This is a genomic window from Lysinibacillus sp. NPDC096418 (assembly GCF_044762775.1).
In the GTDB taxonomy this organism is placed as follows: Bacteria; Bacillota; Bacilli; order Bacillales_A; family Planococcaceae; genus Lysinibacillus.
The window spans coordinates 317,471-337,174 of sequence record NZ_JBIWEY010000001.1; the positions used below are offsets into that span (position 1 = coordinate 317,471).

Below are 19,704 nucleotides of genomic sequence, written 5' to 3' on the forward strand. Positions count from 1 at the left end.
ACATTGAATCAAAATATTATTATTTTTAAGGTAACAATATGTTTTTCTCTGTCGATATTTTGTTTTTATTTATATTTCCCATTGAACTCATAGTTTAAAGAAAGATAACAATTAAAAAACTGCGAACTGTTTTCAAAAAAAATTAATTATGAAAAGGAAAGAATTAACATATGGAATTATTATATTAAAATTACTAAATTAATGAATTTTTATGTAATAATACAAAAAGTAAATTTCCTAACATTTAAGGAAATAGAAGAGAGTGTTCTATCCAAGTCATCTCCTTCTACATATAAATATCAGGAATAGTGGTTAAATAACTAATGTCACTCCAAAGCAATTGCTTGGATGGACACAAATTATGAAACTGAATATATAGCAGATACAATAATCTGATAAAGAAGTTATACTGCCGTTAGAGATATGTACTTTTCATTTGCCAGAAGAAACGTATCCTTGTGTTAAAATGTAGAATTACGGTGATAAAGGGCTAAGTATCTTAGTTATACCCGAAAAAGATAATTAACAATATTGAACATAAAGATACCTATTTAAGCCCGCTCCTCATCGCCTTAGTAGTTTAATTATTGACTAAAAGAATAAAAGAAACAAAATACATTAACTCATTTGAAGTTCTTCTACCGTTATTACCCGTGTCCCCGCTATTTCAGCTGCGCCTATCTTTGTGACTCCAACTTTCTCACCAATAATCAAATAATCAGTTATTGAAGATACTTCCGCTAAGACAGCGCCACCTCTAGATTCAATTTCTTTCACAATTTCTTCGTAAGGTATTGAAAACTCCCCGGTGATAACAAAAGTTTTTCCAGCATAAATAATTCCTACGTTTGAATGCATCACTGAATTAAAGTCCATATTTTTAATCAAATGAAGCCCCCCCTAATAGATTATTATTGGAGGATGCCCATAGTGTCGGTTATTTAAACATTAATCTGTATGAGATTTCACAAATCAATTAATATAACGAAAATCTTTGAATTCTCTCGATTTTAATATTTCAGCTAAGTAATCGAGTAGTTCTTTAAGCGCTTCTCGATAATTAAAAAGGTATTGATGTATGCACAGCTCACCATCCTAAAAGGGGTTCCAAAGCCAACTAAATCAGCCATACATATGTTGTTACATTCAGTAAAAAAAATGTTTTTGTTATCTTCAGATGCAAACAGTTCTGAGCCGCTTCATACATCCATGTCTCTTTTCTTTCATTAGCTACACATTTTTATTCTTTTGTTAGAAAAGATTTTTGCTATTCAACTATCTGAGCAGATCAATAGGGAGAATTATAATGATGAAGAAAAAGAGTGTAATAAACCCACATCACCCCCTAGTTATTATCTATAATCAGAGGGAGGCAATGGAAAAATTAACGAAGGGATAGTAATTACATTAAGTAAAATTGTTTTGAAAAGAGGGAGTTAATGGAGAGTTTTTTCTATATATTTATGGTCTTTTCTATCGTTGTTGCCAATATTATTGGAATTGTATTCTTCAAAAAAAAGAAAAGTTTATATTTTGCTTCTTTCGTAGTATTAATACTAGCAGGTGTATTCGGTGGATTGGGAAGTATACTAGCACTATTTATAATTCGTGATGCCTTTGCAGTATTCTTTGGGTTGAATCTTGCATACTATTTGCTAATAAATAGTTTTATAGTATTTCTTCTCGCTATTTTAGTTACTATAATTAAAAAATATATACGAAATAACTAAACATTAAAACAGCAACAATCTTTGAGTAAGACTTTCTCTTAAAGATTGTTGCTATTTTCAACTAACTATCTAGTCTTCAATTTCAACTCCAAACAACCAGTGTAAATGTTTCCTATGCTGTACATCGTATACCTTTACTTTTTAATCATGTAACCATAAAAAGAGGCATCTTTTATAGGATGCCCCTTTGTTAAAAGGATTTTACAATATCTTGATGATGTAGATACTGGTTACTAAATTCCCCTTGAATAAACGTTGAGAATAGACATAAAGTTAATTTACGAGCCTTTGGTTATAGTCAATCCACTTTTCCATTTCTCGCTCCACTGCTCGATTTTGCCACTCAAACCACATGCCGGCACATTCACTACAATGACTGTCTACTCCACTATTTTTATGCATATCTTTGCGTGTAAATAAAGTCTTTTTACGGCAGCTGTAGCAGTAAATTTCTTTATCTTCATAAAATGCCATAACTATCAGCCCCTTCATTTTACACCTATTCATTTCCAATTTATATATGTTTCATTCTTCATTACAAAGTATTTCATTGAGATTGATGAATGGATTTATGAATAGTTGTGTAATGTGGACTTCGGCTAATTGTAAGCGAATCGTTACACTTAACATCTTTCATTAACAGTCTAGAAGCAATTTCGTGACACTTTTTCGAACGGATTCTCAAAAAAAAAAGCGCCTCGAACCCTTAAAACCAAAGGATTTGAAGCACTTTCCAGTTGATTCAAACTTATTCGATTTGAACTTGATAAGTCCCACGATAACATTCTTACGAGCAGGGAAAATTGATGTGAAACTGCTCGGGCCAATCGAACCTTTTATCGATACCATGATGTGCTGTGCGATGATTTCAGGGGCTTATATACGCTCTAAAATTACACTAAGCAAAGGGACGGGCTTCGTGTACATTTTATTTATCGTCGTGACCATGGTTCTAATTTTATAAAACGGTACCGATTATTTCCTAAATTAAAAGTCTCCCACTAATAGTAAGAGACTTCTTTTGAATCAATATGAAAATAATAGCCTATACCGTTTTTCGTTTTAATCCATTTTGGATCACTTGGCTGTTTTTCTATTTTTTCACGTAATCGGCGAATAATTACATCAACTGCACGTCGATTATCTTTTGAGGATTCCAGCACCTCTATAATTTGATCACGCGTTTGAACAACATCTGGTTGTTGCATTAAATGCAACAGTACCTTGAACTCTCGGTGTGTTAGTGGTATCTCTAAATTATTTTTATAAACTTTAAATGCGACTAAATCAAAATGGAATGGTCCGATTGAAAACTCCGACACATATTCTTTGTATTTCCGTTCATTTTCATAGCGTTTCATATGCATACGCATGCGTGTTAGAAGTTCACGAAAACCAAATGGCTTTGTTAAGTAATCAGTCGCGCCTAACTCTAAGGCAAGTATGATATCTAATTCTTCCGTTCTCCCGCTAATCATAATAATCGGAAAATCATGTCGATACCGTACTTGTCTACATACTTCAATACCTTCCATCTTCGGTAACATCCAATCAAGAAGCATACAATCCGGTAGGCAACGTTCCACAACTCGCAACGCCTCTACCCCATCATGCACACACTCTACTTCATAGCCTTCTTTTTTCAAACGTGCTTGAATCAAGTCTGCCATATGACGATCATCTTCTACGACTAATATTCTTTTTTTCATAAATTAGTCCTCTTCCACGTATCTAAAGATTCCGTTAATTTAAATCAAATAATTCCCCTTTAATGAAGTAAGCCGTTGATTCTGCCATATTCGTAATATGATCTGCTGTACGTTCGACGAAACGATTAATAAACAGTAGCTGTACAATTTCTTCTGCCTGCTCTGGTTGTTGTTGAATCAAATCGATTAACGTTTTATAGTTTTGATAATTTTTTTCATCCACATGATCATCTAAATCTCCTACTGCTTTCGCTAATACAATATCCTCTTCCACAAAGGATTTCAGTGCCTTTTTCAGCATATCCATCGAAATATCTTTCATTTGTATTAACGATGTTAGAGGAAGTAATGAGTCCGTCTTGCCAATTTTAATCGTTGATTTTGATATATTTACCGCGAAATCTGCAATACGTTCGATTTCTGCAGACATCTTAATCATGCTTAGTATACGGCGTAAATCACGAGAAACAGGCTGTTCTTTTGCCATCAGCCAAGTTGCCACTTGATTCATTTCATTTTCAAGTGCATCAATGTGCGCGTCTTCCTCAATAACCGACAAAGCAATTGTCATATCTTGCGTTTCGAGTGCGGTAAAGGCTTTTTCCATCGCTGCCACTGTCGCCTCTACCATCTCACCCATTTTATTTTGAAGCTCAAGCATATTTTTTTCGAAGTTTTCACGAATCATTTCTATTTCCCCCTATTAGCCGAAACGACCTGTTACATAATCTTCTGTTTGTTGATCTTTTGGTGTAGAGAAAATCACATTTGTATCATCATACTCTACAACCTCTCCATTTAAGAAGAAAGCTGTCTTATCACTAATGCGCGCAGCCTGTTGCATGTTGTGCGTTACAATGACGATTGTATAGTCTTTTTTCATTTGTGTAATCAGTTCTTCTACTTTTAATGTTGAAATTGGATCTAGTGCACTCGTTGGCTCGTCCATTAAAATAACATCTGGCTTCATTGCAATGGCACGTGCAATACAAATACGCTGTTGCTGACCGCCCGAAAGACCTAATGCTGATGTTTTTAAACGGTCCTTTACTTCATCCCAAATCGCCGCACCCCGTAAAGATTCCTCCACTAAAGCATCTAGAACTTTACGATTTTTAATCCCTTGCATACGTGGACCATATGCTACATTGTCATAAATACTCATCGGGAATAGGTTCGATTTTTGGAATACCATTCCTACTTTTGTACGTAGTTTTATCACATCATTTGAAGTGTAAATATCTTCACCATCAATATTAATGTTACCGTTAACACGCACACCGTCAATTAAATCATTCATACGATTTAACGTACGTAGAAAAGTCGATTTACCACATCCCGAAGGACCGATTAAAGCCGTTACTTCCTTCTCCTTAATATCTAATGAAACATTAAATAAAGCTTGCTTTTCCCCGTAGAATAAATTTAAATCATTGACAAGAATTTTAGATTGCGCTGATGCTGTAGATACTTGTTGTTGTTTGTTCACTGCTGCTACCTCCGATACCATCATTACCATGCCCATTCCCCTTTGTTAATAATCTGCTTTATTGAACTTTTTCGAAATATATGTTGCCGATAAATTAAGTACTAAAATAATGACTATCAATACGATACCGATTGCTGCTGCTAAACCAATATCCCCTGATTCCTGTGTTACTAAGTACGAGTGTACTGTTAATGTACGAGCAGACGAGAAAATACTATCTGGCATCGCGGCTACTGTACCTGCTGTTAAGAAAATCGCTGCCGACTCTCCTACAATACGACCGATTGATAAAATAATACCCGATAAAATACCAGGCATCGCGCTCGGTAAAATGACTTTATACAGTGTTTGAAGCTTTGTCGTTCCTAATGCTAATGAACCTTCACGATATGATGCTGGTACCGTTTTTAACGCTTCCTCTGTCGTACGAATAATAACCGGCAAAACGATGATTGTTAAAGTTAATGAAGCAGCTATGATCGACATACCTAACTTCAAAATCGCTACGAAGAATACGGCACCGAATAAACCATAAATAATTGATGGAATACCCGTTAAGCTTTCCGTTGCATAGCGGATGATGCGGACTAAACGACCTTGCTTGGCATACTCTTGTAAGTAAACCGCTGCTAAAATCCCAATTGGTGTTGCAATAATTAATGAAATGATAATTGTGTAAATCGTTGTGACAATCATCGGGAAAAGCCCGCCGCCACCTATGGGTGAATAGTCACCAAAAATAAAATCAAAGCTAATATAAGAAAAACCTTTGTAGAATAAATATCCAACAATCGTAACTAAAATGGCTACTGATACAAACGCTGAGCCCCAAAGCATTACGCGTAGTAGATTATCTTTTGCTTGGCGCACCTTAGTGACCACCTTTCGCTGTTATTCGAGCTAATACAAAATTTAAAATTAAGATGAAAGAGAATAATACGATACCTGTCGCAAATAACATTTCCTGATGCGTACCTGCTGCATAGCCCATTTCAAGTGCAATATTTGTAGTTAATGGACGTATACTGTCTGTTAGGCTTGTTGGGATAATTAATGAGTTACCCGCAACTAAAATAACAGCCATTGTCTCACCTAATGCACGTCCAAGACCTAAAACGATTGCAGCCATAATACCTGATTTTGCTGCTGGAACAACAACTTTAAAGATTGTCCCAATTTCAGAAACACCTAATGCTAGTGAACCTTCATGATATGATTTTGGTACCGCACGAATCGCTGTTTCTGCTACTGTTACAACTGTCGGAAGCATCATAATCGCTAATACTAAAATAACCGCGATTAAGCTTTGCCCACGAGCAAGCCCTAAATTGTCCTGTAAAAATGGTACGATAATTGCTAAACCAAATACCCCATACAATACAGATGGAATACCTGCTAACAATTGAATTGCTGGTGACACAATTTTCGCCACGCGCTTCGGTGCAATCTCAGCTAAAAAAATCGCCGTAAATAAACCAACAGGAACCCCGATTACTAAAGCACCAATCGTCGCATAAATCGATGCAACAATCATCGGGAAAATCCCGAATTTATCTTCACTTGGCACCCATTCTGATCCGAAGATAAAGCTTAGGAAGCTATAATCACCTGTTACGAATGGGTTAGTCCCTTTATAAAAAACAAATCCTACGATAAGTAATAAACTAATTACGGATAGCAATGCACAGGCTAAGAAAATTTTCGATGATAATTTTTCAAAAAAGTACTTTCGTGCATTTCCGTTACTAATCTGTTGTTCTACTTCTTTTGAATGTTGTATTGCCACTTTTTCGTCCCCCACGACTACTTATTTCGTTAACGGAATTGCACCAGCTGATTCAACAATCTTTTGCCCTTCAATCGTTAAGATAAACTCCATAAATTGCTTTGCTGACTCCGGTACATCTTCTTTATGCACAAATAAAAATGGTCGAGATAGTTCATATTGTCCTGCTAAAACATTTTCAGCCGTTGCTTGTACTCCATTAATATCCATTGTCGAAATTGATTCATCTACATATTCAAAGGAAATAAATCCGACTGCATGCTTGTTCATTGCAACTGTCGTTTTAATATTCCCGTTACCACTTGCTACAATCGCATTTTTAATAAGCTGGCCTGATTTATAGCCCACGATTTCTTGGAACGCATCACGTGATCCTGAACCATCCTCACGTGAAACAACAACAATTTCCATGTCCTTGCCACCAATCTCTTTCCAGTTCGTAACCTCACCTGTGAAAATTCGCTTCACCTGTTCCATCGTTAAATTTTTTATAGGGTTGGATGGATGTGCTACAACAACAATGCCATCATAAGCAATAATCAATTCTTGTAAATTACTGTCTTTTTCTTCTTGCTTTAAGTCACGTGATGCCATCCCGATTTGAGAAACACCGTTGATTGCATTTGTAATACCTGCCGAAGAACCTATTTGGTTTACTTCAATTTTCACGTCGTTTTCTTCTTCATATTTCATAGCTAGCTTCTCTGCAAGCGGCCCTATTGATGTAGAACCTGAAATCGTTACAAGCGAGCCACCTGTTTGTGTATCTGCTGTATCTTTTTCATTACTACAAGCTACAAGAACAATTAATAGTACTGTAAAGCAAAGAAAGTAAAGTAATTTTTTCCACATGTTTGATTAATCCCCCAAGTAGTTTCTTTCGTTATCTTAACAATAAAGGAATAAAATTAACTCCATATATAAAGAATGTAAACCTTATGTAAATTTCATAAATCAGTCGTTAATAGACAGTAAAATACATTAAGATTTTTCTTTATTTTCTAATAAATGTATCTGTTATTTAATAAAATTTACGTTTATGCATTAGTTTAACTAATAAATCCCTTGTTTATTTTCACTTTAATTCATTCGATTTTTTCACTACCAATAGCAGTGAAATGAATTATTTTCTTCTTCTTTACATTTCATTTCTTTCATCATACTTCCGCCTACAAATATGTCTGAAATTTGGCGATGTGCAGTTAGATTTCTTTATATTGGTAATATATCTTCTTTAAAATTGCCCATTTTTATTACTTTCTGAAAATAAATTTACATAACGTTTACAAAAGCATTAACTATTTTAAGTATGTGTAGTTATTACAATTTTAAATTCTGGAAAATCCCACCTATTATTTTACTTTTAGACGGTATTGGCGAAAATGAAGTTATGTTTGAAGAAATGAAAACAGCGAAGTTTATTGCTCCTACACGTGTGAATGCATTTTCGGATTCGAGAAATTTCACTTACATTAACAGGCGTGGCGAATTTAATTATTTATCGGATCTTTTTAAGTGAGGAATTTAATAGATAACATCAGGCTTATATAGAATGATGAATTGTAATAAAAAAATCCTCCACTCAAATGAATTGGAAGATAATTTTTGAATGCTATTAACGTAATTTTCAGGGTAATAAAAAAGGGATTCTACGTAAGTGACCGAAGCCCCGACTGAATCCCTAGTTTCTCACAAATCCAATAGTATCAATGGTTTGTGACTGTTTAATTGACGTCCAGGAGGACATGCTAAAACATTGATATATCAAATGTTTATAACTATAATGTTTACCTTGCTTTTAGACACTCATGCTCAAAGTATATTTTATTGGATAAGTTAAATAATATCTTTAGGAGGTGTTGAAATGAAAAGAGATAAAAAAGATACAGAATTTGCAACAGACGAGACAATAAAACAATCATTTTCTAGTAGAGCAGACTCCAGTAATAATAAAAAGCCTAATGAGCGTAATGGACATACTGAACCCGCTCGCCCGCCTGGAGACGTTAGGAATTCGAAACAAAGCAAATCAACTTCGTTATGATCTAAGCCTTTTTAGCATATTTTTTTGACCACCCATCACGGAGTGGTCTTTTTAATTGTTATCAGCTAAGCCTAAGACATCAACAAACAAACAAACTTTCCGCATGTCAACAAACCATAAAAAAATAGCCCCTTATGAAATAAATAAGAGGGCTTAATATAATTCCTACTCTATCACTTATCTTCAACTGGCTTCAATAGATTTGCTGGAATAAAACCAAAATTCACATCTCCCACCATCAAATAACCATTAATCTCAATTCCTGGTGAATAAAAGACAGTTCCTTTCAACACTTTTCCATAGTATCTTGTTATCACCGGGCCATTATATTGTTCTGTATCTTCTGTTAGTATATATGAGCCTTTATTTCTTGTTTTCTTTTCAAAAATTCGAATATCGGTGCTATCAAGAATACCTGTACCGGTTACATCTCCACCTTCAATGTCTCCAACACAATAATGGTAATTTAATTTACCCTTCTCAATAGAAACTAATAGTACTTGTGGTCTACAAACCTCTTCTCGTTTTCCAACTATAAAAAGTGTGCCATATTCAATGAAATTATCCATACCGTTAGTTTTCACGCCCTGATGATTAATCATGACATAGGCTGGATTGTTATAGAATGATGAACGTATATCGATCGGTACTTCTTTGAAAACTACCAAATCCGTTGCTTGTACCCGATATTGCCCCATTTGATAGAATGTTTTGCCATCATATTTTTCAATTTCATACGTTCTAAAATAATTATTTCGCTTCACCACTAGCGAATCAAATGTACCATCTTCATTTTTCTTGTATACCTTGATGTCTTTTGTAAAGGTCATTTTTCCAGTTTGGTCTTTATACACATCTGCTCCATCATACCTTACGATTGCTTCTGATTTTGTTGGATGTACTACCGCTAATACAAATACTACTAGTAACACCATAAAAATTTTTTTCATAATTCTCCCCCTACTCATCTTTATGTTAGAAAACACATTATATTGGTATTATATACTAATAATCTAATATTCTAACAACGAAAAAAATAATACTGTGAGAAATTTAACAAAATTAGAGTAACTGGACTTAGTCTAATTTCACCATTGCTACCATAAATGCTAGTTATCCAAATTCGGTCTATTACTATTTATTTGTGGATGGCTATCACGTTCATTAAGCCAGTTATAAAAGGCTCTGGACACTCATTGTGAGTCTTGTCCTCCACAGATGATGATTTGATTATCTTCAAACAAATAGTCCAAATACTAAAGACCACCCATCACGGAGTGGTCTTAATTGGAAAATTTCTAAAAATCATTTCCATGAATAATTCAGGGTTGTTTTCAAATCCTTAGTTTTTCTTTTATTAAATTATGACCTCTTTAAAGCCTATTCGATGAACGATAAGACGATAGCCAGGGTATCCTTCTTCGTCCAGAAACTGCTCATATTCTCCATAGACAATTATAGGTGTATTGTTTTTATATACGTGCTCCATGTTTCTGATAATTTTTTCTTTCACGTCAGGATTAGCGCCCTGAAAGTGACAATTTATAAGCACAGAGTATTTACTTAGATAAAAAGATAGAGTGCCATCACTATGCTCTTTGAGTCCATCTGGAGGAATACCGGCTGTCCACAATAGAGGATAACGCTTTGCATAATAATAATCCTCCATTCCTAGTTCTGTAAGCAGCACCTTTGTATATTTATCTTGATCCTCAAAAGTAGAGTCCAGCTCTAACGTATCAAGACGTATTTCTCCTACGTTGTCATACTTTTCAAAACTAGAATCTTCTCCGTCTAAAATGTCCGACTCTTTAAGTTCTACTACAGTTGATTGATTTTCTCCGATAGCAGTATGCTCATGTGGTATCATATAATCTGAGCCACCCCGTTCCTCTAGTCGTTCTTTCGCTGCCTCCAGATTTTCTTCACTGAACATAGACTCTACCCGTTCTTGCGTATAACTTTCCTTTTCAACTTCACCCATAGACTCTTCTTCTGTCCCAGAACTATACCCTGCAATAACTATAAATAAAAATGCGACAATTGTAATAACAACGCTTTTTATTTTCATATTTCATACGCCTTCCTCTAGTTCAATTTTGTTTGAACCATTTTAATAATACCTCAAATAAAATTTATTTGGATAACTATTTCCATTTACCATTCCAACCAATTTTCCAAATTGCCCTGTCTACTACTAGATTGCGGATGACTATCACGTTCATTTAACCAATTGTAGAAAGGTACTGGACGCTCATTGTGATTCTTGTCCTCCACAGATGATGGATTGATTATCTTCAAACAAATGGTCCACTTACGAAAGACCCTCCATCAAGGGAGTGGTCTAACGCGATTCTCGATATACTTTAGACAATGTGAAAAACGCTCAAAACCCAGTATCCACAAGGTTTCAAGCGTTTTTCTTTTTGGTTGAATATCAACCTTCGATTTGCAATTGACGTCCCAGGAGGGATTCGAACCCCCGACCGACGGCTTAGAAGGCCGTTGCTCTATCCTGCTGAGCTACTGAGACATGGTTACTTCACTAATTCATTAGTAAAGACAATAATTATTATATGCGATATTTCTAACAAAGTCAACATGAATTTTACTATACAGAAAATATTTCCCTAGAAATTATAGCAAATACATTTGTGCAATGATACTCCCATACTGTGACTGATTTATTATAGCTTATTTTGAGTTCTTTAGGAACATAAAAATATTAATTATTTTGTTAAAATAATTTAAAACAGATAAATCGGAGGAATCTTTATGTTTCATGATTCAGTTGTTGTAATTACTGGTGGAGCGCAAGGAATTGGTCGTGGCGTAGCATTGGCTTATGCAAAAAGTGGCGCAAAGGTAGTCATTGCCGATATTGATCTCGCTAAGGGAAAACAATTAGAAAGTGAATTGCAGGCGATGGGATGTTCAAGGCTATTTATCCAAACGGATGTCAGCAAAGAGCAAGACATAGTTTCTTTAATGCAGCAAACGGTCAACCACTTTGGCACAATCAATATTCTAATTAATAATGCAGGCACGTTTCAGTATACCTCCCCTTATGATTTATCCATGGAAGATTGGAATCATGTCATTCAAACAAATTTAAGTAGCGTATTTTTCTGCTCTAGAGAGGCAGCGAAAATTATGCGTGATAATGAAAATGGGGGTTCTATCGTTTCAATGGCCTCTACGCGCGCTTTTATGTCTGAACCTTTCACAGAAGCCTATGCGACCACAAAAGGTGGCATCGTTGCATTAACGCATGCACTAGCACGCTCTCTAGGACCTGATAGGATTACTGTCAATTGTATCTCACCTGGCTGGATTGAAACGGGTGACTATGAAGGCTTACTTACTATTGATCATGCACAACATTTATCAGGTCGTGTAGGTAAGCCAGCGGATATTGCACAAGCTTGCCTCTACTTTACAAACCCGGACAATAATTTTGTAACAGGGACAAACCTTACGATTGATGGTGGAATGACCAAGAAAATGATGTATGAGGATTAATAAAAAACTTGTTCCTACAATTTAAATGTCCTTCGCAGTGGATACTCCCTAATTTTTTCACATTCTAAGGCACCTCTGAGTATGCTATTGAAAGAACATTTTCGTTCAACAATAGTATGAGGAAAGGAATGAAAATACGGTGTTTCCTTACCAATATGGATTTTACGCGAATTCGCTCAGATCAATCTATACAAATCCTTCTTCACAATATACCGCGCCGATCCGCCACTTCTTAAACCAGCAACCATCTGCAAATGACTATCGCTGCATTAGTAAGGCTGAATCTGATTTTATGGCGATGAATCGTCTGCTATGGATGGAGCATGTCAATTGGACGAGGATGACTATTATTAGCATTGTATTCGGCTTGCCTGATTTACCGTTTGTACAAGAACGACTGCTACGAAATGCGACCGATTTGGGTAATTGTCTCCGTCCATTTTACGGCGATCAAATCGCAGACCGCTATGCCGAGCTGATTAAAGAACATCTAGTCCTAGCAGCAGAGCTTGTTACTGCTGCTGTTAAAGGTGACGCTGAAACTGCAGCGTTAAAGGAAAAAGAATGGTATCGCAATGCAGATGATATTTCAGTGTTTTTAAGTAGCATTAATCCATGTTTGAGAAAAGAAGATGTACAAAAAATGTTTTATACACATTTAGCATTAACGAAAGATGAAGCTGTGACGATGATTCAGAAAAACTATAAAAGAGATATTGAAATTTTTGATGAAATTGAAGCAGAGGCTTTAGCTATGTCTGATATGATTGCATCGGCTATCGTTATGCAATTTTATTATCGTTTTTAACAAAAGTAAAAGTACCAAGCCGTCGACAATTTCGAATTGTTAATGACTTGGTACTTTTTTAGTTTCCATTACAGGACGGAAAATTCGTGCCTTTTTATATTTTGAATAATGGACGATTGGCTGACTGCCTTGCCTAAAACTATTTACAAATGGAGCCATCGTGTTGTGATGGATGACGACATTTACCTTCTGCAAACGCCACGGTGAATGGCAAGTATCGATGCGAAGTAAACGAGTTTTCATTTTTGTCCATAAATGATAGCGCTCGATTAACCAACTTTCGAATGCACGACTTTCTATCCGAACAGGCATTGGTTCAAATGTAACTATCAACTTCTCTTCTAATGCTTTTTGGCTTTGATAGCTACTAGTGTAGGAAAAGGTATTCCCCTCTTTTTCCAACGTCATTTTTGCGCGTCTGTAAGGCAATAAATGAACGAATGTTGTTATTTGTACGATAAGGGCATTACTTGCATCTAGGTTAAAGAAATAGACGCCTTTCTTCTCATTACAAGTGACATATGTCCGCACATTTAGTTGTAAGAAAGAACTAACACCTGGCAAAGAAGGTGTTAACCTTAGCCTATTCCCTTTTACTTTAAATAGGACTAGACTAAGCCAAGCTTTATTTCCATAAAGATCAAGTTCAAGTTCTTGAGGGATATGTTGCTTTAATTCATCAAATGGAACTGGCCAATGAAGAAATAATACATCTTCCCACTGTTGTGTGATCATCCAAGTTTTTTTCACCTTTGGCTCCTCCTCTCAGTCAAATCTAGTTATTTCCCACAGGGATCTCATCCAAACAAGCATCTTAGAAAACACCCAATATGATAATTGGGTGCTTCAGGATCCTTCTAAATCGCTCTTACTTTCCTGTTCTTTCTCCAGCAATTTATAATATAAATGACGTAATTCTGATTCTTTATAGAGTCCCAAGTGATTGCGTAATAGCGGATGCACCATGACTCCCCTTGCCCGTAATTCCTTCACAAACCAACCTTTAGAATACATATGCACGGCGATCATTCTCCTTCAATTTATCTCTCCATACATACGATATGCTAGCAAACTTTTTTCCGTTCCGCTTAACGAAAATTGCCTAAAATAAAAAGCACCTTACTACTCATTCAAGCTCAGATAAAAGTCATGTGACTGATACCTGTACAATTGAATAAATAGTAAAGTACTTATCTTGCTAATGTAAACTACCTCGTAAAAGTATGTGAAGAAATGCAGTCGTTATCATCAGTAAAGAAATCCACTCGGAATTGATCATCACGTATTTCTACAACGGCAAAGCTTTTCTCTTTGCGTCCACGCGGCTTTAATAAGCTACCTGGATTTAAGAACAATACACCATCGATCATCTCAGCGCCTAACAAATGCGAATGGCCGAAGCAGACGATTTGCGCGCTTACCTCTTTCGCCCGGTAAGATAACGATAAAATGGAAGACTTCACATTGAATAAATGCCCATGTGTTACAAAAAATGTAATATCATCCACCTCAAATACCGCTTCATCCGGAAACGCCGACTCCATATCACAATTGCCACGCACTTTTTGCATATCTGCTAATGCAGTATGAGAAAAGGCAAGCTCGCTATCTCCGCAATGAATCATCTCAGCTGCATTTGGATAAAATCCACGTACTTTTTCAATGACTTGACTATCCCCATGGGTATCACTCATGACTAAAACTTGCATGGACATCACTCCTTATTTTATAAGAGTTGGTAGTATTTCTTTCAGCTGGCGAATGGCATTACCTCGGTGAGAAATGGCACCTTTTTCTTCAGGTGTTAATTCTGCCATCATACGATTTAAGCTTGGTACAAAGAACACTGGATCGTATCCAAAGCCATTTGTACCGCGTTTTTCATGGGCAATAACACCTTCACAAGTACCAAAAACAGTTGTCGTGTCTAAGTCTGGACCTGCAATAGCGATACAGCAGCAAAAACGTGCTGTACGCTTTTCATCTGCTACGCCTTGTAAATTCTCCAGTAACTTCACCATATTCGCTTCGTCATCATGATCACCAGCGTAGCGTGCTGAATATACACCTGGTTCGCCGTCTAATGCGTCTACTGCAAGACCACTATCATCTGCAATCACGATTGTACCCAGTGCTTTAGCAAGTGCCTCTGCTTTTAATACAGCATTTTCTTCAAATGTTGTGCCTGTTTCTTCAATTTCCATATCTGGAGCTACATCAAACATCGTCACTACTTCATAGCCTAGCGGGCCAAATAGTGCTTCGAAATCCTTTGCTTTACCTTTGTTTTTAGTGGCAATGACAACTTGTTTCATATTAGCAGTCTCCTCCTACTTTACTTGCAAGTTCACCTAATACTTCTTTTTGCATATTGATTAATTCGCGAATTCCTTTTTCGCCAAGCGCTAGTAGCTCGTTTAATTCCTCACGTGAGAAAGTAGCTTCTTCACCAGTTCCTTGTAACTCTACATAACGACCAGCACCTGTCATGACAATGTTCATATCCACTGCCGCAGCTACATCTTCTACATAGTTTAAGTCTAAAACAGGCCCTTGTTCTTCAACAATCCCTACACTAGTAGCAGCTAAAAAGTCTGTCACTGGGAATTTAGCTAGTTTCTTTTCTTCAGCTAGCTTGCCGATTGCTTGTGTCATTGCTACGAATGCACCTGTAATTGAAGCTGTACGCGTTCCTCCATCTGCTTGAATAACGTCACAGTCAATCCAAACTGTACGCTCGCCCAGCGCCTCTAAATCAACGATAGCACGTAATGCACGACCGATTAGACGTTGGATTTCCATTGTACGTCCATTCACTTTACCACGAGATGATTCACGAGCTGTACGTTGTGCTGTTGCACGTGGTAGCATTGAGTATTCTGCTGTAACCCATCCCTTGCCTTGTCCACGTAAAAAGCCCGGTACTTTGTCTTCAACTGTTGCTGTACATATTACCTTTGTGTTCCCCACTTGGATTAAAACTGAACCTTCTGGGTGTAGTAAATAGTCGCTATCCATGTTTACAGGACGCAGTGCATCCGCATTTCTTCCATCATATCTAGTCATTATATTCGTTCCTCCTAAAATCTTTCGCGCACTCATCTTATCACAATTTTAAGTTTCAAAAAAGTGCCACCTTACTACGAAAAATGCTAAAGCGCTTATCTACTTTCGACAAGCGCTTTAGCTTATACATGAAAAATCAGCCTGGCTAAAAAGCTAAGCTGATTTTTTATTTTAGTGTAATGCGATTAATGTCTAACGTACCTTGTTCAAGCCAGCTTTCTGCAATCGAGCGGAAAATTGGCACCGAGCCTGTTGCAAAAAATTTATGAGCAGATACAGCATTTGAATCTGCCAATGTACCGTTATACGCAAGCATTTCCTGCACATCTTTTGCTGTTTCTTCTGCAGAAGAAAGAACAAAAACATCTTCTCCGACGACAGCTTCAATTTGCTTTTGCAAAATTGGGTAATGTGTGCATCCTAAAATAACAGTATCAAACTGTTCATTTTTTAAAGGTTTCAAACCTTCTGCGATTAATTTACTCGCAAACTCACCTTTGTACTCGCCACTTTCTACGATTGGTACGAATGTTGGGCAAGCAAGGGGGATAATATGCGTTGACGTATTAAGTGACGTCAATGCTTCCTCATAGGCACCGCTTTTAATCGTCCCTTCTGTAGCTAGGACCACGACTTCATGTCGCTTTGTTTTTTTAACAGCTGCACGTGCTCCAGCATTAATAACACCTAATACTGGAAAGGGCATATTTCTTTGTAAACTTTCAAGGGCTACCGCAGTAGCTGTATTACAAGCAATGACAAGCATTTTAACATTCATTTTTTCCAATGCTTTTGCCATTTGCCAAGTAAAATTCCGTACTTCTTGTCGACTACGTGGACCATACGGACATCTTGCTGTATCACCAATATAATAGATTGTTTCGTTTGGTAATAGTTTCATAATTTCTTTTGCTACGGTTAAACCGCCTACTCCTGAATCAATAACGCCTATCGGGGCATTCATACTTTCCGCCTCAATCCTGTTTCATGTGTACATGTAGTTTTTGTAAATAGTTCGAAAATTGCTCGGTTTCTTGGACGTCAAAACCCACCAGCATTTCTTGCAAATACTGCTGTCGTTTTTCAATTACTTCTTGTATAATTCGTTCGCCTTTTTCAAGGAGATGTATGACCACAACACGGCGATCATTTTCGTCACGCACGCGTTTGACTAATTCATTTTTCTCCATTCGGTCCACTAAATCTGTTGTTGTGCTAAAGGCTAAATACAAACGATTAGACAAATCGCCAATAGTTATATCTCCAAGCTCTTCTAACCACTGTAATGCAACAAATTGTGGCGGCGTAATCGCATACTGCGAAACAATTTCTCTTCCTTTTTGTTTCACAATGGCCGCTATATAGCGTAATTCCTTTTCAACCGTTGCAACGGTTTCAGGTGAGTGCTTTGTTACTTCATCCGACATATAACTATTCCACTCCTAAAAATACGTTGAATAGTTCTATTTTGTCGTTTTTTTCTCAAAATAGCAAGAGTCCATTTATTCTAATTTGAATTCTTCTAAGCGTAATAGCTCAATAATGGCTTGTGAACGATTCGTCACACCTAGTTTTTGAATTGTATTGGAAATATGATTACGTACAGTCTTTTCACTAATACCAAGCTGCTCTGCAATATCTTTCGTTGTTTTTTCCGCTAGTAATAGCGCAAATATTTCACGTTCTCGGTTAGTTAAAAGAGAACGATGATGGGAGCCATTCATATTTAGTCACACCCTCCTCCCCCTCACGTATTGTAACTTATGTAAAGGAGTGAAGAGCGGTGACGGCTATTGCATCAATAAATTAACATTCAGCAAATTTTTTACTCGTTTCTTCTATATTAAGCAATTACGGGCTATTTATTCGTGACAGTCGCCCTACTTTACCCATATAAAAACATTAGCCCCACAACGTTAAATGATTGCTAGTGATTTCAAACGTAGTTTTTCTTCTTCTGAAAGTGGCACACTCTTACCAGTTCGCGGGTCCATTTGTACAATTGTACCTCGACCAGTGAAGCATACTTCATTCTTTTGATTTTTCGCTACATAATGAATATCCATTGACGAATTACCAACATTCGAAACCTTTGTATAAATACGTAACACATCATCAAAGAAAACCTGTTGCACATAATCGCATTGCAAATCTGCCACAATCGGAATACCTTTTACATTTTCATCAATAGCTGATGGCATAAGCACCCCTATATGACGGAAATAATCGATGCGCGCCTGCTCAAAGTACGTAAAACTTACTGTGTTATTCATATGACCATACATATCTGTTTCTGAGAAACGCACACGCACCTCAATAAAAAATTGAAAATCATTCAACCATTTCTCATAGTCCCCCACATAACTTGCCTTCATATTTCCCATCCCCTTTGTTTTCAAATAAACCTCCGAGTAATTGTGCCCGGAAGCCTAACCGCATTCAACAATTACTTGGATCTTCTACCAATGCAGTTATAATGAATTCTTATTCATTATAACGGAAAAGATACTATTATCCCATAAAAATCAGATATTTCTGTTTTTTAATATATCAACTCACTTACTGCTCGTTCTATCTCTGCTTTCACAAGGTCGATCCGTCACTTTACGGTTTTAATCCATCCACTCAGGTTCGGGAATGACATTTGGTTAAAGAGAATATCAACATTGGAACGGAAATCAATCCCAAGTTATAGTAATGAGCCTCTACTCCGGAATTAATGTAAAAAAACTCCCTTACACGAATATGTAAGGGAGTTTGGCTTGTACAATTAGTCAACCATGTGGTCTGAACCGAAGAAGTTACGGAACATTTGTACTGTAGTCGCACGGTTTAAAGATGCGATAGAAGTTGTTAAAGGAATACCTTTAGGACAAGCTGCTACACAGTTTTGAGAGTTACCGCAGTTCGCAAGACCACCGTCGCCCATGATTGCATTTAAACGTTCGTTTTTAATCATTGCACCAGTTGGGTGAGTGTTGAAAAGACGTACTTGTGATAATGGTGCTGGTCCGATGAATGAAGCTTTTTCAGACACGTTTGGACATGCTTCCATACATACACCACAAGTCATACATTTCGATAATTCATAAGCCCATTGACGTTTGTTTTCAGGCATACGTGGACCTTCGCCTAAATCGTAAGTACCATCGATTGGAACCCATGCTTTAACTTTTTTCAGCGCATTAAACATACGGTCACGGTCAACCTGTAAGTCACGAATAACTGGGAAAGTTTTCATTGGTTCAAGTTTAACTGGTTCAGTCAATTGGTCAATCAGTGTCGAACATGATTGACGAGGACGTCCGTTAATCACCATTGAACATGCACCACAAACTTCTTCTAGACAGTTCATATCCCAAGCTACAGGTGTTGTTGTTTCACCAGAAGCTGTAGTAGGATTTTTTTGAATTTCCATTAATACAGAAATAACGTTCATACCATGACGATAAGGAACTTCGAATTTCTGCCAGTAGCCATTGCCACCTTGTGTATCTTGTCGTAAAATTTCAACTTTTACTGTTCTGCCAGTGTTACCTGTCATTTCCAT

Annotated in this window: 27 protein-coding genes and 1 tRNA gene; 6 read left to right on the forward strand and 22 right to left on the reverse strand. The window is 36.7% G+C overall.

What is annotated here, in order from left to right; genetic code table 11:
* Nucleotides 1–618 precede the first annotated feature (618 nt).
* Nucleotides 619–888 carry a BRCT domain-containing protein gene (locus ACIQZG_RS01475; RefSeq protein WP_402753378.1) on the reverse strand — a complete coding sequence of 90 codons (270 nt, stop codon included), beginning with the start codon at nucleotides 886–888 and terminating at the stop codon, nucleotides 619–621.
* A 551-nt stretch (nucleotides 889–1,439) separates the two neighbouring features.
* Between ACIQZG_RS01475 and ACIQZG_RS01480 the strand changes: the two genes are divergently transcribed.
* The gene (locus ACIQZG_RS01480; protein ID WP_402753379.1) at nucleotides 1,440–1,730 is read left to right on the forward strand and encodes a 3-isopropylmalate dehydrogenase; all 291 of its coding nucleotides are present in this window, start codon (nucleotides 1,440–1,442) and stop codon (nucleotides 1,728–1,730) included.
* Between the two features lie 273 nt (nucleotides 1,731–2,003).
* Here the strand turns inward: ACIQZG_RS01480 and ACIQZG_RS01485 are convergent, their stop codons facing one another.
* Nucleotides 2,004–2,204 (reverse strand): hypothetical protein, encoded by a 201-nt coding sequence (locus ACIQZG_RS01485; protein WP_402753380.1) that lies wholly within the window; start codon nucleotides 2,202–2,204, stop codon nucleotides 2,004–2,006.
* 184 nt (nucleotides 2,205–2,388) lie between these two features.
* Between ACIQZG_RS01485 and ACIQZG_RS01490 the strand changes: the two genes are divergently transcribed.
* Nucleotides 2,389–2,694 carry a hypothetical protein gene (locus ACIQZG_RS01490; RefSeq protein WP_402753381.1) on the forward strand — a complete coding sequence of 102 codons (306 nt, stop codon included), beginning with the start codon at nucleotides 2,389–2,391 and terminating at the stop codon, nucleotides 2,692–2,694.
* A gap of 37 nt (nucleotides 2,695–2,731) precedes the next feature.
* Here ACIQZG_RS01490 and ACIQZG_RS01495 read toward each other — a convergent pair whose 3' ends face one another.
* From ACIQZG_RS01495 to ACIQZG_RS01520, 6 genes are read right to left on the reverse strand one after another with little or no spacing between them, the layout of a single operon-like run.
* Complete coding sequence (locus ACIQZG_RS01495) at nucleotides 2,732–3,439, reverse strand: response regulator (RefSeq protein WP_402753382.1); 708 nt, start codon at nucleotides 3,437–3,439, stop codon at nucleotides 2,732–2,734.
* Nucleotides 3,440–3,473: 34 nt separating this feature from the next.
* A complete protein-coding gene (phoU, locus tag ACIQZG_RS01500) occupies nucleotides 3,474–4,127 on the reverse strand; it encodes a phosphate signaling complex protein PhoU (protein ID WP_402753383.1) in 654 nt (217 codons plus the stop codon).
* Between the two features lie 15 nt (nucleotides 4,128–4,142).
* Complete coding sequence (gene pstB / locus ACIQZG_RS01505; RefSeq protein ID WP_402753384.1) at nucleotides 4,143–4,958, reverse strand: phosphate ABC transporter ATP-binding protein PstB; 816 nt, start codon at nucleotides 4,956–4,958, stop codon at nucleotides 4,143–4,145.
* Between the two features lie 15 nt (nucleotides 4,959–4,973).
* Nucleotides 4,974–5,798, reverse strand: coding sequence for a phosphate ABC transporter permease PstA (gene pstA / locus ACIQZG_RS01510; RefSeq protein WP_402753385.1), 825 nt, complete (start codon nucleotides 5,796–5,798; stop codon nucleotides 4,974–4,976).
* Nucleotide 5,799: 1 nt separating this feature from the next.
* Nucleotides 5,800–6,714 (reverse strand): phosphate ABC transporter permease subunit PstC, encoded by a 915-nt coding sequence (pstC, locus tag ACIQZG_RS01515; protein WP_402753386.1) that lies wholly within the window; start codon nucleotides 6,712–6,714, stop codon nucleotides 5,800–5,802.
* Between the two features lie 21 nt (nucleotides 6,715–6,735).
* The gene (locus tag ACIQZG_RS01520; protein WP_402753387.1) at nucleotides 6,736–7,566 is read right to left on the reverse strand and encodes a phosphate ABC transporter substrate-binding protein; all 831 of its coding nucleotides are present in this window, start codon (nucleotides 7,564–7,566) and stop codon (nucleotides 6,736–6,738) included.
* A gap of 457 nt (nucleotides 7,567–8,023) precedes the next feature.
* On the opposite strand from ACIQZG_RS01520, the gene ACIQZG_RS01525 reads away from it, so the two are divergent.
* Both ACIQZG_RS01525 and ACIQZG_RS01530 read left to right on the forward strand, forming a co-directional pair.
* Complete coding sequence (locus ACIQZG_RS01525; protein ID WP_402753388.1) at nucleotides 8,024–8,233, forward strand: hypothetical protein; 210 nt, start codon at nucleotides 8,024–8,026, stop codon at nucleotides 8,231–8,233.
* Nucleotides 8,234–8,578: 345 nt separating this feature from the next.
* Nucleotides 8,579–8,758, forward strand: coding sequence for a hypothetical protein (locus tag ACIQZG_RS01530; RefSeq protein ID WP_402753389.1), 180 nt, complete (start codon nucleotides 8,579–8,581; stop codon nucleotides 8,756–8,758).
* 173 nt (nucleotides 8,759–8,931) lie between these two features.
* Here ACIQZG_RS01530 and ACIQZG_RS01535 read toward each other — a convergent pair whose 3' ends face one another.
* The 4 genes from ACIQZG_RS01535 to ACIQZG_RS01550 all read right to left on the reverse strand — a co-directional run bounded on the left by ACIQZG_RS01535 (nucleotide 8,932) and on the right by ACIQZG_RS01550 (nucleotide 11,291).
* The gene (locus ACIQZG_RS01535) at nucleotides 8,932–9,708 is read right to left on the reverse strand and encodes a hypothetical protein (RefSeq protein WP_402753390.1); all 777 of its coding nucleotides are present in this window, start codon (nucleotides 9,706–9,708) and stop codon (nucleotides 8,932–8,934) included.
* Nucleotides 9,709–10,115: 407 nt separating this feature from the next.
* The gene (locus ACIQZG_RS01540; protein ID WP_402753391.1) at nucleotides 10,116–10,829 is read right to left on the reverse strand and encodes a hypothetical protein; all 714 of its coding nucleotides are present in this window, start codon (nucleotides 10,827–10,829) and stop codon (nucleotides 10,116–10,118) included.
* Nucleotides 10,830–10,915: 86 nt separating this feature from the next.
* Nucleotides 10,916–11,059, reverse strand: coding sequence for a hypothetical protein (locus ACIQZG_RS01545; RefSeq protein ID WP_402753392.1), 144 nt, complete (start codon nucleotides 11,057–11,059; stop codon nucleotides 10,916–10,918).
* Between the two features lie 158 nt (nucleotides 11,060–11,217).
* A tRNA-Arg gene (locus ACIQZG_RS01550) sits at nucleotides 11,218–11,291 on the reverse strand.
* Between the two features lie 242 nt (nucleotides 11,292–11,533).
* Here ACIQZG_RS01550 and ACIQZG_RS01555 point away from each other — a divergent pair.
* On the forward strand, nucleotides 11,534–12,280 hold the full coding sequence (locus ACIQZG_RS01555; protein ID WP_402753393.1) for an SDR family NAD(P)-dependent oxidoreductase: 747 nt from the start codon (nucleotides 11,534–11,536) through the stop codon (nucleotides 12,278–12,280).
* 139 nt (nucleotides 12,281–12,419) lie between these two features.
* Complete coding sequence (locus ACIQZG_RS01560; protein WP_402753394.1) at nucleotides 12,420–13,088, forward strand: hypothetical protein; 669 nt, start codon at nucleotides 12,420–12,422, stop codon at nucleotides 13,086–13,088.
* 39 nt (nucleotides 13,089–13,127) lie between these two features.
* Here the strand turns inward: ACIQZG_RS01560 and ACIQZG_RS01565 are convergent, their stop codons facing one another.
* From ACIQZG_RS01565 to sdhB, 10 genes are all read right to left on the reverse strand, one after another.
* Complete coding sequence (locus ACIQZG_RS01565; protein WP_402753395.1) at nucleotides 13,128–13,838, reverse strand: YqjF family protein; 711 nt, start codon at nucleotides 13,836–13,838, stop codon at nucleotides 13,128–13,130.
* A 96-nt stretch (nucleotides 13,839–13,934) separates the two neighbouring features.
* Nucleotides 13,935–14,102, reverse strand: coding sequence for a DUF2639 domain-containing protein (locus ACIQZG_RS01570; RefSeq protein WP_402753594.1), 168 nt, complete (start codon nucleotides 14,100–14,102; stop codon nucleotides 13,935–13,937).
* Nucleotides 14,103–14,296: 194 nt separating this feature from the next.
* Nucleotides 14,297–14,797: a metallophosphoesterase gene (locus tag ACIQZG_RS01575; RefSeq protein WP_402753595.1), complete on the reverse strand. Its 501-nt coding sequence runs from the start codon at nucleotides 14,795–14,797 to the stop codon at nucleotides 14,297–14,299.
* A 12-nt stretch (nucleotides 14,798–14,809) separates the two neighbouring features.
* Complete coding sequence (locus tag ACIQZG_RS01580; RefSeq protein WP_402753396.1) at nucleotides 14,810–15,403, reverse strand: XTP/dITP diphosphatase; 594 nt, start codon at nucleotides 15,401–15,403, stop codon at nucleotides 14,810–14,812.
* A 1-nt stretch (nucleotide 15,404) separates the two neighbouring features.
* Nucleotides 15,405–16,154 (reverse strand): ribonuclease PH, encoded by a 750-nt coding sequence (rph, locus tag ACIQZG_RS01585; protein ID WP_402753397.1) that lies wholly within the window; start codon nucleotides 16,152–16,154, stop codon nucleotides 15,405–15,407.
* Nucleotides 16,155–16,320: 166 nt separating this feature from the next.
* On the reverse strand, nucleotides 16,321–17,118 hold the full coding sequence (racE, locus tag ACIQZG_RS01590; RefSeq protein WP_402753398.1) for a glutamate racemase: 798 nt from the start codon (nucleotides 17,116–17,118) through the stop codon (nucleotides 16,321–16,323).
* Nucleotides 17,119–17,128: 10 nt separating this feature from the next.
* On the reverse strand, nucleotides 17,129–17,581 hold the full coding sequence (locus tag ACIQZG_RS01595; RefSeq protein ID WP_402753399.1) for a MarR family winged helix-turn-helix transcriptional regulator: 453 nt from the start codon (nucleotides 17,579–17,581) through the stop codon (nucleotides 17,129–17,131).
* A gap of 75 nt (nucleotides 17,582–17,656) precedes the next feature.
* On the reverse strand, nucleotides 17,657–17,878 hold the full coding sequence (locus tag ACIQZG_RS01600) for a helix-turn-helix domain-containing protein (protein ID WP_402753400.1): 222 nt from the start codon (nucleotides 17,876–17,878) through the stop codon (nucleotides 17,657–17,659).
* Between the two features lie 192 nt (nucleotides 17,879–18,070).
* Entirely contained in the window at nucleotides 18,071–18,529 is a 459-nt protein-coding gene (locus ACIQZG_RS01605; RefSeq protein WP_402753401.1) for an acyl-CoA thioesterase, read from the reverse strand.
* 395 nt (nucleotides 18,530–18,924) lie between these two features.
* Entirely contained in the window at nucleotides 18,925–19,704 is a 780-nt protein-coding gene (gene sdhB, locus ACIQZG_RS01610) for a succinate dehydrogenase iron-sulfur subunit (protein WP_402753402.1), read from the reverse strand.

Coding starts and splice junctions, on each gene's coding strand:
- ACIQZG_RS01480 (WP_402753379.1), top strand. CDS start 1,440: ATGGAGAGTTTTTTCTATATATTTATGGTCTTTTCTATCGTTGTTGCC.
- sdhB (WP_402753402.1), bottom strand. CDS start 19,704: ATGGAAATGACAGGTAACACTGGCAGAACAGTAAAAGTTGAAATTTTA.
- ACIQZG_RS01520 (WP_402753387.1), bottom strand. CDS start 7,566: ATGTGGAAAAAATTACTTTACTTTCTTTGCTTTACAGTACTATTAATT.
- pstB (WP_402753384.1), bottom strand. CDS start 4,958: ATGGTAATGATGGTATCGGAGGTAGCAGCAGTGAACAAACAACAACAA.
- rph (WP_402753397.1), bottom strand. CDS start 16,154: ATGACTAGATATGATGGAAGAAATGCGGATGCACTGCGTCCTGTAAAC.
- phoU (WP_402753383.1), bottom strand. CDS start 4,127: ATGATTCGTGAAAACTTCGAAAAAAATATGCTTGAGCTTCAAAATAAA.
- ACIQZG_RS01555 (WP_402753393.1), top strand. CDS start 11,534: ATGTTTCATGATTCAGTTGTTGTAATTACTGGTGGAGCGCAAGGAATT.
- ACIQZG_RS01525 (WP_402753388.1), top strand. CDS start 8,024: ATGTGTAGTTATTACAATTTTAAATTCTGGAAAATCCCACCTATTATT.
- ACIQZG_RS01600 (WP_402753400.1), bottom strand. CDS start 17,878: ATGAATGGCTCCCATCATCGTTCTCTTTTAACTAACCGAGAACGTGAA.
- ACIQZG_RS01495 (WP_402753382.1), bottom strand. CDS start 3,439: ATGAAAAAAAGAATATTAGTCGTAGAAGATGATCGTCATATGGCAGAC.
- ACIQZG_RS01605 (WP_402753401.1), bottom strand. CDS start 18,529: ATGAAGGCAAGTTATGTGGGGGACTATGAGAAATGGTTGAATGATTTT.
- ACIQZG_RS01485 (WP_402753380.1), bottom strand. CDS start 2,204: ATGGCATTTTATGAAGATAAAGAAATTTACTGCTACAGCTGCCGTAAA.
- ACIQZG_RS01595 (WP_402753399.1), bottom strand. CDS start 17,581: ATGTCGGATGAAGTAACAAAGCACTCACCTGAAACCGTTGCAACGGTT.
- ACIQZG_RS01575 (WP_402753595.1), bottom strand. CDS start 14,797: ATGCAAGTTTTAGTCATGAGTGATACCCATGGGGATAGTCAAGTCATT.
- ACIQZG_RS01535 (WP_402753390.1), bottom strand. CDS start 9,708: ATGAAAAAAATTTTTATGGTGTTACTAGTAGTATTTGTATTAGCGGTA.
- ACIQZG_RS01530 (WP_402753389.1), top strand. CDS start 8,579: ATGAAAAGAGATAAAAAAGATACAGAATTTGCAACAGACGAGACAATA.
- ACIQZG_RS01540 (WP_402753391.1), bottom strand. CDS start 10,829: ATGAAAATAAAAAGCGTTGTTATTACAATTGTCGCATTTTTATTTATA.
- ACIQZG_RS01570 (WP_402753594.1), bottom strand. CDS start 14,102: ATGTATTCTAAAGGTTGGTTTGTGAAGGAATTACGGGCAAGGGGAGTC.
- ACIQZG_RS01580 (WP_402753396.1), bottom strand. CDS start 15,403: ATGAAACAAGTTGTCATTGCCACTAAAAACAAAGGTAAAGCAAAGGAT.
- racE (WP_402753398.1), bottom strand. CDS start 17,118: ATGAATGCCCCGATAGGCGTTATTGATTCAGGAGTAGGCGGTTTAACC.